12 protein-coding genes and 1 pseudogene are annotated in these 13,024 nt (G+C 68.9%); 10 read left to right on the top strand and 3 right to left on the bottom strand.

The genetic code is table 11. The annotated features are described in order from the left end of the window. Positions 1–89 precede the first annotated feature (89 nt). The 10 genes and pseudogenes from OHT76_RS07190 (at position 90) to OHT76_RS07145 (ending at position 10,552) form a co-directional block, all read left to right on the top strand. On the top strand, positions 90–251 hold the full coding sequence (locus tag OHT76_RS07190; protein ID WP_328869913.1) for a hypothetical protein: 162 nt from the start codon (positions 90–92) through the stop codon (positions 249–251). Continuing rightward, positions 248–337, top strand: a complete 90-nt coding sequence (gene kdpF, locus OHT76_RS07185; protein WP_016434100.1) for a K(+)-transporting ATPase subunit F — start codon at positions 248–250, stop codon at positions 335–337. Before OHT76_RS07190 ends, kdpF begins: the two co-directional genes overlap by 4 nt. Positions 338–345: 8 nt before the next feature. Next, positions 346–2,010 (top strand): potassium-transporting ATPase subunit KdpA, encoded by a 1,665-nt coding sequence (gene kdpA, locus OHT76_RS07180; RefSeq protein ID WP_328869912.1) that lies wholly within the window; start codon positions 346–348, stop codon positions 2,008–2,010. After that, the gene (gene kdpB, locus OHT76_RS07175) at positions 2,007–4,124 is read left to right on the top strand and encodes a potassium-transporting ATPase subunit KdpB (protein WP_328869911.1); all 2,118 of its coding nucleotides are present in this window, start codon (positions 2,007–2,009) and stop codon (positions 4,122–4,124) included. Before kdpA ends, kdpB begins: the two co-directional genes overlap by 4 nt. Before the next feature lie 6 nt (positions 4,125–4,130). Further along, positions 4,131–4,763 carry a potassium-transporting ATPase subunit C gene (locus OHT76_RS07170; RefSeq protein ID WP_328869910.1) on the top strand — a complete coding sequence of 211 codons (633 nt, stop codon included), beginning with the start codon at positions 4,131–4,133 and terminating at the stop codon, positions 4,761–4,763. Positions 4,764–4,876: 113 nt separating this feature from the next. Next, positions 4,877–6,143: pseudogene (locus OHT76_RS07165) on the top strand (family 43 glycosylhydrolase). 183 nt (positions 6,144–6,326) lie between these two features. Continuing rightward, positions 6,327–7,622 (top strand): extracellular solute-binding protein, encoded by a 1,296-nt coding sequence (locus OHT76_RS07160; RefSeq protein ID WP_328869909.1) that lies wholly within the window; start codon positions 6,327–6,329, stop codon positions 7,620–7,622. 6 nt (positions 7,623–7,628) lie between these two features. Then, the gene (locus OHT76_RS07155) at positions 7,629–8,627 is read left to right on the top strand and encodes a carbohydrate ABC transporter permease (RefSeq protein ID WP_328869908.1); all 999 of its coding nucleotides are present in this window, start codon (positions 7,629–7,631) and stop codon (positions 8,625–8,627) included. A 68-nt stretch (positions 8,628–8,695) separates the two neighbouring features. Further along, entirely contained in the window at positions 8,696–9,460 is a 765-nt protein-coding gene (locus OHT76_RS07150; RefSeq protein WP_328876472.1) for a carbohydrate ABC transporter permease, read from the top strand. Between the two features lie 54 nt (positions 9,461–9,514). Then, positions 9,515–10,552 carry an endo-1,4-beta-xylanase gene (locus OHT76_RS07145; protein ID WP_328869907.1) on the top strand — a complete coding sequence of 346 codons (1,038 nt, stop codon included), beginning with the start codon at positions 9,515–9,517 and terminating at the stop codon, positions 10,550–10,552. On the opposite strand, the gene OHT76_RS07140 is transcribed toward OHT76_RS07145, so the two are convergent. The 3 genes from OHT76_RS07140 to OHT76_RS07130 all read right to left on the bottom strand — a co-directional run bounded on the left by OHT76_RS07140 (position 10,553) and on the right by OHT76_RS07130 (position 12,905). Continuing rightward, entirely contained in the window at positions 10,553–11,575 is a 1,023-nt protein-coding gene (locus tag OHT76_RS07140) for a LacI family DNA-binding transcriptional regulator (protein WP_328869906.1), read from the bottom strand. Between the two features lie 210 nt (positions 11,576–11,785). Next, on the bottom strand, positions 11,786–11,992 hold the full coding sequence (locus OHT76_RS07135) for a DUF5999 family protein (protein ID WP_328869905.1): 207 nt from the start codon (positions 11,990–11,992) through the stop codon (positions 11,786–11,788). A 328-nt stretch (positions 11,993–12,320) separates the two neighbouring features. Beyond that, complete coding sequence (locus OHT76_RS07130) at positions 12,321–12,905, bottom strand: hypothetical protein (RefSeq protein WP_328869904.1); 585 nt, start codon at positions 12,903–12,905, stop codon at positions 12,321–12,323. Positions 12,906–13,024 lie beyond the last annotated feature (119 nt).

Raw genomic sequence — 13,024 nt, 5'->3', positions numbered from 1 at the left:
ACCTGGGCGCCCTCGGCGAGCCGGTGCCAGCAGGTCGGTGCCGTAAGAGACCCGTCAAAGCCGCGCAGCGCCCCGTAAGGGACCCGTCAATGGCGGTCGTTTCCGGCCAGACAAGAGGTTTCCTCGAGCCGTCCCTGATCAACCGAACCTCACTCCGGGAGCTCACGATGGCCGATCTGGCCTTCGTCGTCACCACGGTCGCGGTCTTCGCGCTGGTGGCCCTCGTTGCCAAGGGGGTGACGAAGCTGTGACCGCCGAGAACATCGTCGGCCTCGTCGTGGCCGTCGCCCTGCTGGGCTATCTCGTCCTCGCCCTGATCTTCCCGGAGAGGTTCTGAGAGCAGCCATGGGTCCCGTACTCGCAGGCATCCTCCAGCTGCTCGCCCTGATAGCGGCGCTGGCGCTCGCCTACATCCCCCTCGGCAACTACATGGCCAGGGTCTACTCCTCCGACAAGCACTGGCGCGTCGAGAAGTGGATCTACAAGGGGATCGGAGCCAACCCCGACACAGAGATGCGCTGGCCCGCGTATCTGCGTGGGGTGCTGGCCTTCTCCCTGATCGGCGTCCTCTTCCTCTACGCCCTCCAGCGGCTCCAGGGCGTCCTGCCCGGCTCGCTGGGCTTCGCGTCGATCGACCCGGACCAGGCGTTCAACACCGCCGTGTCCTTCGTGACCAACACCAACTGGCAGTCGTATTACGGCGAGCAGGCCATGGGCCATGTCGTGCAGACCGCCGGTCTGACCGTGCAGAACTTCGTGTCGGCGGCCGTGGGCATCGCGGTCGCGGTGGCACTCGTACGGGGCTTCGCGCGCTCGTGTACCGGTGAACTCGGCAACTTCTGGGCCGACTTGGTGCGGGGTGTCGTACGCATTCTGGTGCCGCTGGCCGCGATCGCCGCGGTCGTGCTGGTGGCGTGCGGCGCGATCCAGAACTTCTCCGGCATTCACGAGGTCGGGCAGTTCATGGGCGGCTCGCAGCAGTGGAACGGCGGCGCGGTCGCCTCCCAGGAGGCCATCAAGGAGATCGGTACCAACGGCGGCGGCTACTTCAACGCCAACAGCGCCCACCCGTTCGAGAATCCGACGCCCTTCTCCAACCTCTTCGAGATCTTCCTGATCCTGGTCATCCCGCTCTCCCTGACCCGGACCTTCGGCGTCATGGTCGGCTCGGTGAGGCAGGGTTACGCGATCCTCGCCACGATGGCGACCATCTGGGTCGGCTTCGTCGCCCTGATGATGTGGACCGAGTTCGCCCACCACGGCCCGGCGTTCGAGATCGCCGGCGGGGCGTACGAGGGCAAGGAGACGCGCTTCGGGGTCGGCGCCTCGTCGATCTTCGCTGTGTCGACCACGCTCACGTCGACCGGCGCCGTGGACTCCTTCCACTCCTCGTTCACCGGACTCGGCGGCGGCATCACCATGCTCGGCATGATGTTGGGCGAGATCGCTCCCGGCGGTGTCGGCTCCGGCCTCTACGGCATGCTGATCATGGCGATCATCGCGGTGTTCATCGCCGGTCTGATGGTCGGCCGGACGCCCGAGTACCTGGGCAAGAAGATCGGCACCCGCCAGATCAAGCTGGCGGCCTGCTACATCCTCATCACTCCGGCGCTGGTGCTCGTCTTCACCGCCGCCGCGATGGCCCTGCCGACCCCGGGCAACTCGATGACCAACAGCGGGGCGCACGGCTTCTCCGAGATCCTGTACGCCTACACGTCCGCCTCGAACAACAACGGCTCGGCGTTCGCCGGTCTGAACGCGGACACGCAGTGGTTCAACAGCACGCTCGGTCTGGCTATGCTGCTCGGCCGCTTTCTGCCGATGGTCTTCGTGCTGGCGCTGGCCGGCTCGCTCGCCGAGCAGAAGCCGGTGCCGGTCACCGCGGGCACCCTGCGCACCGAGAAACCGCTGTTCACCGGCCTGTTGGTGGGCGCGATCCTGATCATCACCGGTCTGACCTACTTCCCGGCCCTCGCGCTGGGCCCGCTGGCCGAGGGGTTGGCGGCATGACCACCAACGTGACGAATCACGAGGACTCCATGTCCACTTCCACCCTCGCGCCCCACCAGGACGCGCCGACCGGGCACAAGGCTCCCGAGGGCCGGGTCGGCGCGGGTCTCTTCGACCCCGGGCAGCTTTTGAAGTCGCTGCCGGACGCGTTCCGCAAGCTCGATCCTCGGGTGATGATCAAGTCGCCCGTGATGTTCGTGGTCCTTGTCGGCTCCGTGCTGACGACGGTCTTCTCCTTCAAGGACCCCGGCGACTGGTTCGGCTGGGCGATCAGCGCCTGGCTGTGGCTGACGGTGATCTTCGCGAACCTCGCGGAGGCCGTTGCCGAGGGCCGCGGCAAGGCGCAGGCGGACACCCTCCGCAAGGCCAAGACCGACACGGCGGCCCGTAAGGTCGACGGGACCGTGGTCGCAGGGACCGAGCTGAAGGTCGGCGACCTGGTCGTCTGCGAGGCGGGCGACATCATCCCCGGCGATGGTGACGTCGTCGAGGGCGTGGCCAGCGTCGACGAGTCGGCGATCACCGGAGAGTCGGCTCCGGTCATCCGGGAGTCGGGTGGTGACCGAAGCGCTGTCACCGGCGGGACGAAGGTCCTCTCCGACCGGATCGTCGTCAAGATCACGACCAGGCCGGGCGAGACCTTCATCGACCGGATGATCAACCTGGTCGAGGGCGCCGCGCGGCAGAAGACGCCGAACGAGATCGCGCTGAACATCCTGCTCGCGTCGCTGACGATCGTCTTCCTGCTGGCCGTCGCCACGCTGCCGCCCTTCGCCGACTACGCCGGCTCGGATCTGTCGGTGGTCGTGCTGGTGGCCCTGCTGGTCTGTCTGATCCCGACCACCATCGGCGCCCTGCTCTCCGCGATCGGCATCGCGGGCATGGACCGGCTGGTGCAGCGCAACGTACTCGCCATGTCCGGCAGGGCAGTTGAGGCCGCCGGTGATGTCTCGACCCTGCTGCTCGACAAGACCGGCACCATCACGCTCGGCAACCGTCAGGCGTCCGAGTTCGTGCCGGTGAGCGGGGTGGCCGCCGCCGAGGTCGCCGATGCCGCCCAGCTCTCCTCGCTCGCCGACGAGACGCCCGAGGGCCGTTCCGTCGTCGTACTGGCGAAGGAGAAGTACGGGCTGCGGGAGCGGCACCAGGGCGAGTTGACGCAGGCCGAGTGGATCGCCTTCACCGCCCAGACCCGGATGTCGGGCGTGGACCTCGACGGGCGCAAGGTGCGCAAGGGGGCGGCCGGTTCGGTCCTCACCTGGGTCAAGGAGCAGGGTGGCCGGGTCGCGGACGACGCGGACATCCTCGCCAACGAGATCTCCGAGGCCGGCGGTACGCCGCTGCTGGTCGCCGTGGAGGACTCGGAGGGCGCCCGGGTCCTGGGCGTCATCCACCTCAAGGACGTCGTCAAGGACGGTATGCGCGAGCGGTTCGACGAACTGCGCCGCATGGGCATCAAGACCGTCATGATCACGGGTGACAACCCGCTCACCGCCAAGGCGATCGCCGAGGAGGCGGGCGTCGACGACTTTCTCGCGGAGGCGACTCCCGAGGACAAGATGGCGCTTATCAAGCGGGAGCAGGCGGGCGGCAAGCTGGTCGCGATGACCGGCGACGGTACGAACGACGCGCCCGCCCTCGCGCAGGCGGACGTCGGCGTGGCGATGAACACGGGTACGTCGGCCGCCAAGGAGGCCGGCAACATGGTCGACCTCGACTCCAACCCGACGAAACTGATCGAGATCGTCGAGATCGGCAAGCAACTCCTCATCACCCGGGGTGCGTTGACGACCTTCTCGATCGCCAACGACGTCGCGAAATACTTCGCGATCATCCCGGCGCTGTTCGCGGCGGTCTATCCGGGCCTGGACAAGCTCAACATCATGGGGCTGTCCTCGCCGGACTCCGCGATCCTGTCCGCGGTCATCTTCAACGCGCTGATCATCATCGCGTTGGTGCCGCTCGCCCTGCGGGGTGTGCAGTACCGGCCGATGAGCGCGGACCGGATGCTCCGCCGCAACCTCGGCGTCTACGGCCTGGGCGGGTTGATCGCCCCGTTCATCGGCATCAAGATCATCGACCTGCTCATTTCGCTGATCCCCGGGATCGGGTGAAGGATCATGAACAACTCTGTTGTGAACACCGGGCGGTTGCTGGCCGCGGCGCTTCGGGCGTTGCTTGTGTTGACCGTGCTCACAGGCGTTCTGTATCCGCTGGCCGTCACAGGTGTGGCGCAGGCGCTCTTCAACAACAAGGCGAACGGCTCGGAGGTGAAGGCGGACGGCAGGGTCGTCGGTTCGGCACTGATCGGACAACAGGGCTACAGCCTGGACTACTTCCAGCCCCGCCCCGCCAACGGACTGGGTGAAAACTCGGTCAACACCCAGTACCGGCTGATCCTCTCCGGCGCGACCAACCGCTCCGCGGACAACCTCGAGCTCATCAAGTGGGTCACGGAGGCCAAGGTCAAGGTCGTCAAGGAGAACTCGACCGCCGACTACAAGGTGAAGCCGTCCGACGTACCCGCCGACGCGGTGACCTCCTCCGGCTCCGGCCTCGACCCGGACATCTCCCCGGCCTACGCCGACCTCCAGGTCCACCGGGTCGCCGAGCGCAACGGCCTGTCCGTCGCGCAGGTCCAGCGGCTCGTCGACGAGCACACCGAGGATCGCACCCTCGGCTTCATCGGCGAGCCCCGCGTGAACGTCCTCGAACTCAACATCGCGCTCAAGGAACTGACCAACGCCACCTGACGGAAAGGGCTTTCCCCGGATCTTGCTACGCCCCCAGGCTCTGCCTGCAGTCCGTTCCGTAATGTTCGTTATCTGGACCGAATGTTTCGCTCGGTCTCCGGAAGGGCTGACGCATGCGGACGTACGACAACCCCGTCCTCGCCGGCTTCCACCCCGACCCCAGTGTGTGCCGGGTCGGCGAGGACTGCTACCTCGTCTGCTCCAGCTTCGAGTACTTCCCCGCGGTGCCGATCTTCCACAGCCGTGACCTCGTCAACTGGCGGCAGATCGGCAACGTCCTCGACTGGCCTGGGCAGTTCGAGGTGACCCGGTGTGGATCGATCTGCCCGGCATCGACCCCGACGTGGCGTGGGACGAGGACGGCATGTGCTGGAGTGCAGCCGCCGGTGTGGGGCTCGCGCGGATCGATCCCGTGGCCGGGAAGGTGCTCGAAGGGCCGTTCCCCGTATGGTCCGGGACGGGCATGGCGGATCCCGAGGCGCCGCACCTCTACCGCATCGGCGAGTGGTGGTACCTGATGGTCGCCGAGGGCGGCACCGCGGACGGGCACAGCGTGTTGATCGCCCGGGCGCGCTCGCCCCGAGGGCCCTTCGAACCGGCCCCGCACAACCCCGTGGTGTCCAACCGCAGCACCGGACTTCCGATCCAGTGCACCGGGCACGCGGACCTCGTCGAGGCGGCCGACGGCAGTTGGTGGATGGTGCTGCTCGGGACCCGCCCGCGCGGCTACTTCGCTTCGTACCGCTCCCGTACGGTGCCGACGTGCGGCCGGCCGTCCACCCACTCCACCGGGGCCAGGAACGTCTCCCGGCCGAGGACGTGGAACTTCGCCCCGAGGGCTCGTGGTCGCTGTCCGAGCGCCCGGGACGGCTCACCCTGCACGCCACCGGCGACGGCCTCGACCGGCCGGGCCACACCTTCGTCGGCCGTCGGGAGCGGCACCACGACTGCCGGGTGGCGGCCAGGGTGGAGGCCGGAAGCGGCAGCCGCGCAGGCCTGTCGGTCCGCATGGATGAGGCCCACCATTACGACATCGAGTCGCACGACGGCACGGTCGGCGTGCCGGCCCGGATCGGCCCGCTGAGCCAGCTGGTGGCCCAACTCGCCGTACCGGCAGGGCCCGTGACCCTGGCCGTCGATTTCCGTACGGCCGACGCACCGCCGCCCGCGGAGGGCGTCCGCCCTGGCGGACCCGACACGATCGCTTTCTCGGTCGAAAACCCTGAAGGTGCCGGCACGCCGGCCGAACTCGACGGCCGCTATCTCTCCACCCAGGTCGCGGGCGGCTTCACCGGGCGGGTGATCGGCATGTACGTCACCGAAGGCGGCGCGGCTTTGGACTGGTTCGAGTACCTGGAGCGGGACTCCGGGACCCGCTGATCCCAACTCCCTTTCGACCGCGGGCGGGTCACCGCCGCGATTCCCCGTGTACGAGGGGTTGCCACCCATCAGGAGCTGTCTCTAGGGTGCGGCAGCAGCGAAGCTTTCTGGATTCACACCGAAACTTTCGAAATCGCTGGTGGACGGAGTGGACGCGCCGTCCCGGATCTCAAGGAGCGCATGATGGGCGACCCGGCACTGTCCCGCCGCGGCTTCCTGGCGGCATCCGCCGCCGCCGGTCTGAGCATGACGGCACTGAGCGGCTGCGGCGGCGACTCGGACGGAGGGTCGTCCGACGGCACGACCACGATCGAGTGGTGGAACATCTCCACCACTCAGCCCACGAAGGATGTCTGGGCAGGTCTCGCGCGGAAGTTCGAGGCCCAGAACCCCAAGGTCAAGATAAAGATCGTCCAGCTGGAGAACGACGCCTACAAGTCGAAGATGACGGCGCTGACCGCCTCCGGGAAGCTCCCGGACATCTTCCACACCTGGGGCGGCGGAGTGCTGAAGCAGCAGGTCGACGCGGGGCTCGTCGAGGACCTGACGGACCGCACCAAGGACTGGGCCGAGGGCCTGCTGCCGGTCGCGAAGGAGCCGTACCTGATCGACGAGCAGCTCTACGGCATCCCGTTCGACATCGGCATGATCGGCTTCTGGTACAACAAGGCGCTCTTCAAGAAGGCGGGCATCAGCGCGCCCCCGGACACCTGGGGCGGCTTCCTGGAGGCGGTCGGCAAGCTGAAGTCCGCCGGAATCACGCCCCTCGCCCTCGCGGGCAAGGAGACCTGGACCGGCATGTACTACTGGGCGTACCTCGCCATGCGGACCGCGGGCGCCGAAGCGCTGGAGAAGGCCAACGAGGACAAGGACTTCGGCGGGGCCGACTTCGTCCAGGCCGGTGAGCACCTCAAGGAACTCGTCGACCTCCAGCCGTTCCAGAAGGGGTTCCTGGGCGCCGCCTACTCCAGCCCCACCGGCCAGGCCGCCGCCGTCGGCAACGGCAAGGCGGCGATGGAACTCATGGGCCAGTGGGCGCCGGTGGTCCAGGCGGACTCCGGCAAGGGCCTCGGCGACGACCTGGGCTTCTTCCCGTTCCCCGCGGTCGAGGGCGGCAAGGGCGCCATCACCGAGGTGTTCGGCGGGGGCGGCGGACATGCCCTTCGGCAGGGCGCTCCGCAGGCCGCCGTCGACTTCCTGAAGTTCTTCGCCTCCGAGGCGACCGACCTGGAGCTGGTCAAGAAGACCGGCGTCCTTCCGGTGGTGCCCGGCGCCGAGAGCGCCATCAGCGACCCCAACATCAAGGCCGTACAGGCGCAGCTGAAGGCTTCCACCGGCTTCCAGCTCTACCTGGACCAGGCGTACGCGCCCGCCCTCGGCCAGGAGGTCAACGACAGCGTGGGAGCCCTGATCGCCGGTTCCAAGTCCCCGGAGCAGGTCACCGAGTCGATCACGCAGACCGCGAAGGAAGAGCAGTAGGCCCCGATGACCTCCACGTTCCTTCCGGACAAACGGACCGGCCCCGGTGCCGACCTCCCGCCCCCGGCCGCGGAAGTGGCCCGGGGGCGGGCCCGGCGGCGGGCGCTCAACTGGCTCACCGCGGTCTCCTTCCAGGTGCCCGCCCTCATACTGTTCGGCGTCCTCGTCCTGCTGCCGATCCTGTTCGCGCTGTACGCCGCCTTCTTCCGGTGGGGCGGCTTCGGCATGCCCTCCGACTACATCGGCGTCGACAACTTCACCCGGCTCTTCGACGACCCGGTCTTCCTCGGCGACCTGTGGCGCTGTCTGGTCCTGGTCGTGCTCTCGCTCGCGCTGCAACTCCCGTTCGCGCTCGCCATGGCCGTCGCGCTCAACCAGCGCATGCGCGGCCGGGCCATGTACCGGATGCTCTTCTTCGCGCCGTACGTGCTCTCCGAGGCCATCACCGGCGTGCTGTTCGCCATGATCTTCGCCCCGGACGACGGCCTCGCCGACCAGATTCTCGGCGGGGTCGGCCTCGACGGTCTCGGCGGTGAGTGGTTCGCGGACCCGGACATGGTGATGGCGACCCTGTTCCTGGTCATGACCTGGAAGTACTTCGGCTTCCACATGATGCTCTACCTGGCCGGACTCCAGTCCATCCCGCGGGAGTTGCAGGAGGCGGCGCTGATCGATGGCGCCGGGCCCTGGCAGCGGTTCCGCAATGTCACGCTGCCGCTGCTCGCGCCGACCCTGCGGATCAGCGTCTTCCTGTCCGTCATCGGGGCGATCCAGCTCTTCGACCTGGTGTGGGTGATCACCGCGGGCGGCCCCGACCATCACTCCGAGACCATGGCCGTGACCATGTTCCAGTTCGGCTTCAAGCGCTACCAGGTCGGCTACGCCAGCGCGATCAGCGTGGTCATGTTCGGCATCAGCCTCGTCTTCGCCCTCGCCTACCAGCGGTTCGTGCTCCGCCGGGACCTGGAAGGCGCGACCACGACCATGCGGGGAGGCAGCAAGTGACGGTACGACACAAGACCCGCAGGGGAACGCTGCCGCTGCACCTCGTACTGATCGCGGCCGGCGCGGTGATGGGCCTGCCCCTGCTCTACGCGGTGCTCTCCGGCTTCAAGTCCACCGATCAGCTCTCCCGCAACCCCATCGGGCTGCCCGACCCCTGGGCGACCGGCAACTACACCGACATCCTCGCCTCCAGCGACTTCTGGCGGCTGGTCGGCAACAGCACCCTGATCGCCGTGGGCACGACGGTCATCGTGGTCGCGGCCTCGGCGCTCGCCGCCTTCTCCTTCGCCCGGTTCGCCTTCCGCGGGCGGGAGGTCCTGTTCACCCTGTTCACCATGGGGCTGATGTTCCCCTTCGCCGTGGCGGCGCTGCCGCTGTTCCTGCTGCTGCGTTCGATGAACCTGCTGGACAACCCGCTCGGTGTGATCCTGCCGCAGGCCGCGTTCGGGCTGCCGATGACCATCATCATCCTGCGCGGCTTCTTCCGGCAGATCCCCGGTGAGCTGGAGGAGGCGGCCACACTCGACGGCTGCGGTCCGCTGGGGTTCTTCTGGCGGGTGCTGCTGCCCATGGCACGGCCCGCGCTCGGCACCGTCTCGGTCCTCGCCGTGGTGACCAGCTGGAACAACTTCTTCCTGCCGCTGCTGGTGTTCACCGACTCGACGTGGTGGACCATCCCCATCGGCGTCCAGCAGTTCCAGGGCCAGTACTCCGCGGACACGGCCCGCGTCTTCGCCTATCTCGTCCTCGCCATGGTCCCCGCCCTGGCCTTCTACTCCGTCGCCGAGCGTCAGCTCGTCGGCGGTCTCACCGCCGGCGCCACGAAGGGATGACCCGCGCCCGCGGACGTACGGCTCACCCACCCCTGTTCCGTGAGGAGTCGCACCATGCGCAAGAACCGCCTCAGACTCGTCGGCGCCGTCGCCGCCCTGCTGGTCGCCGTCACCGGCACGGCCGCCCAGGCCCATGACGACGAGCCGCCCACACTCGCCGAGCTCGCCCAGCGCCACGGCCGCTACTTCGGCAGCGCCACCGACAACCCCGAGCTCACCGACGCGCCGTATGTCTCGCTCCTCGGCAGCGAGTTCGACCAGATCACCCCCGGCAACGGCATGAAGTGGTACGCCACCGAGCCCCAGCAGGGCGTCTTCGACTTCTCCCAGGGCGACGAGATCGTGAACCTCGCCCGCGCCAACCACCAGAAGGTCCGCGGCCACACCCTGGTCTGGCACAGCCAGCTGCCCGGCTGGCTCACCGAGCGCGAGTGGACGGCGCCCGAGCTGAGGGCCGTACTGAAGAAGCACATCCAGACGGAGGTACGGCACTACCGCGGCAAGGTCTTCGCCTGGGACGTCGTCAACGAGGCGTTCAACGAGGACGGCACCTACCGGGAGACGATCTTCTACAAGACGCTCGGCCCCGGCTATATCGCCGACGCCCTGCGCTGGGCCCACCAGGCCGACCCGCGCGTGAAGCTCTACCTCAACGACTACAACGTCGAGTCGATCGGCCCGAAGAGCGACGCCTATTACAAGCTCGCCAAGGAGCTGAAGGCGCAGGGCGTGCCACTGCACGGCATCGGCCTCCAGGCCCATCTCGCGCTCCAGTACGGCTATCCCACCACGCTGGAGGACAACCTCCGCCGCTTCTCGAAGCTGGGTCTCGACACCTCGCTCACCGAGGTCGACATCCGGATGTACGTCCCCGCGGACGAGGAGAAGCTGGCCACGCAGGCCGAGTGGTACCGGGATCTGACCGAGGCGTGCCTGGCGGTGCGCCGATGCGTGGGCATCACGCTCTGGGACTACACGGACAAGTACTCGTGGATCCCGGCCTTCTTCGAGGGCGAGGGCGCGGCGCTGCCGTGGGACGAGCAGCTCCAGCCCAAGCCCGCGTACTACGCGATCCGGGAGGCGCTCAAGTAGTCATCGTCGAGCGGACGGTGGTGCGGTGCTCGACCGCACCACCAGCTCCGTGCCCAGTTCCACCCGAGGCGAGTCCGGCTGTTCTCCGGCGGCCAGCCGCAGCACCGTGCGGACGGCGAGCTTGCCCATGTCGGCGAGCGGTTGGCGGACGGTGGTCAGCGGCGGCGCCGACCAGCGCACTTCCGGAAGGTCGTCGAAACCGACCACGCTCATGTCCTCCGGGACCCTGAGGCCCCGCCGGCGCAGCGCCTCGATCGCGCCGAGCGCCATCTGGTCGCTGGCCGCGAACACGGCGGTCGGAGGTTCGGGCAGATCCAGCAGCGCGGTGCAGCCCGTACAGCCGGACTCGGGGCGGAAGTCACCGGGGACGACCAGGGAGTCGTCGACCGCGAGCCCGGCGCCCTCCAGGGCGGCGCGGTAGCCGTCGAAGCGGGCCCGGGAGCACAGCAGCCGCGGCGGGCCCGCGATCAGGCCGATCCTGCGGTGGCCGAGGGCCAGCAGATGCTCCGTGGCGGCGAGGCCGCCGGACCAGTTGGCGGCGCCGATCGTGGGCACGTCCAGGACGGGGGAGCCCGCCGGGTCGACCACCACCAGCGGGACGCCGAGCGCCCGCAACTCCTCGTGCAGCACCGGCTCCAGGACCGAGGTGACGAGGACGACGCCGTCGGAGGCGCGGGCCCGCAGATTGCGCATCCACTCCCGGGCGTCGCCCGAGCGGCCGTGGATCGCCGACACCACGGTGCCGACTCCGGCCGCGTGCGCGACCTCCTCCACTCCACGGATGATCTCCACGGCCCAGGGGCTGTCGAGGTCGTTGAAGACCAGGTCGAGCAGGGCGGCGGGGGCCGCGGAGGCCCGTTTCCGGTACCCGTGGGTGCGTAGCAGGTCCTCGATGCGGGCGCGGGTCCGCGGCGACACGTCGGACCGCCCGTTGACGACCCGGGACACGGTCGGTACCGAGACCCCGGCCTGCCGGGCGATCTCCGTGATGGTGACCCGGCCCTCGGCGCGCTCCTCTGACAACTGCCCACCTCCGTCGACCCGTTGCCGAAAACTTCCAGAAGTCTTCCGGAAAACCGGGGCTCGTGGAAGGGAGAATCGACCCGGACCGCAGCACACACGGGGGACTACGGGGAGTGACCACGCTCGGACATGCGTCGGGGCCGGTGCGCAGAACGGGTCTGCGGCCGGCCCCCAAAATCTCCGGGCGGCCGATCGGCCGCCCGGCCGCGCTCAGGCCGCGGTCATCACCTGTTCGGCGCCCAGTGGGCGGTGCGGGGCGATGATCTGGCCGTCGGGCAGGAGCTCACCGGTGTCCTCGAAGAGCAGAACGCCGTTGCACAGCAGGGACCAGCCCTGTTCCGGGTGGTGCGCCATGAGGCGGGCGCCCTCCCGGTCGGCGGAGTCTGCGGAGGGACACGGTGGCTGGTGCTGGCACATGGATGGGATCTTTCGCTCTGACGTGATGTTCATGGCCGCCCCCGTTGCGACAAGTGGTTCGAACCCAGTGTTGCCCCACGGGCGTCAATCCGCAGGGATTTCGCTGCACCGCTTCTCACAGGTTGATGACGCATCACTCGCGCGGACGGTTCAGCCCAACTGCACTGTCATTTCGGGTGGTTCAGGGGGGCCGGATGGGGCTAGTCCATGCAGGTCGGGGGCTCTTGGGAGCGGGATTGCGCTCGTACGAGCGAGTGGGTTCCGCACACACCGCCGTACCCCGCGGCCGGCGACCGGCGGCGGGGTACGGAGACGTCGTTGGCGCGCGTCAGGCGGGTGAGCCGAGCAGCGGCGCAGGAGTCACGCGGTGGGTGAGCACCGGGAGCAGATCGGCGACCTGGTGGGGTCGGTGGGCCGCGATGCCGGGCGGTGCCGGGGCCAGCGGGACCAGCAGGTCCGTGGGCTGGGGATGGCCGGCGGAGGCGTCGGCGGCGGTGTCGCCGTGCAGCCACAGGGTCAGCATGTACAGGCCGGGGACGGACAGCAGTCGGGGCTGGTAGGACTGCGGCATCGTCTCGGCCTGGCGCAGCGCGCGCTCGGTGGAGGTGATGTACGGGCCCTCGAAGAAGTGCGAGAAGGCCCAGCCGTCGGGGGTCAGCCGGGTCTCGGCGGCGGCGACGGCACGGTCGCCGCAGCGGATCAGGAACCGCCAGCCGGCGAGCCGGGTGATGGAGGGGCCGGTGGCGGTGATGCCGTCCAGGACATGCACCGGCAACGGCAGTTCGGGCGTGGCGGGTCCCTGTGCGGCGCGCAGGGAGGGCGTTCGGGCCTCGCGGACCGCGGTGGGGGACCCGAGTGCGGTGAGGACGGAGCGAAGTGCGGGCGCGGGAGCCGGGGGGACATGCAGCGGCATGGTGGGTCGCCTCTCATTCAAAAGGCACGGTGGCGCGAGGGCGGGGCGGACGGCGCTGTCAGCTCGCGGGGGCAAAGAGGCGTGGGCCGAGGTCAGGGTGCGTGGGTGTGCGTGAGGCC

Source organism: Streptomyces sp. NBC_00287 (assembly GCF_036173105.1).
Taxonomy (GTDB): Bacteria; Actinomycetota; Actinomycetes; order Streptomycetales; family Streptomycetaceae; genus Streptomyces.
Note: the sequence above shows the minus strand (reverse complement) of the source record. Positions and strands in the feature narration are given on the sequence as shown.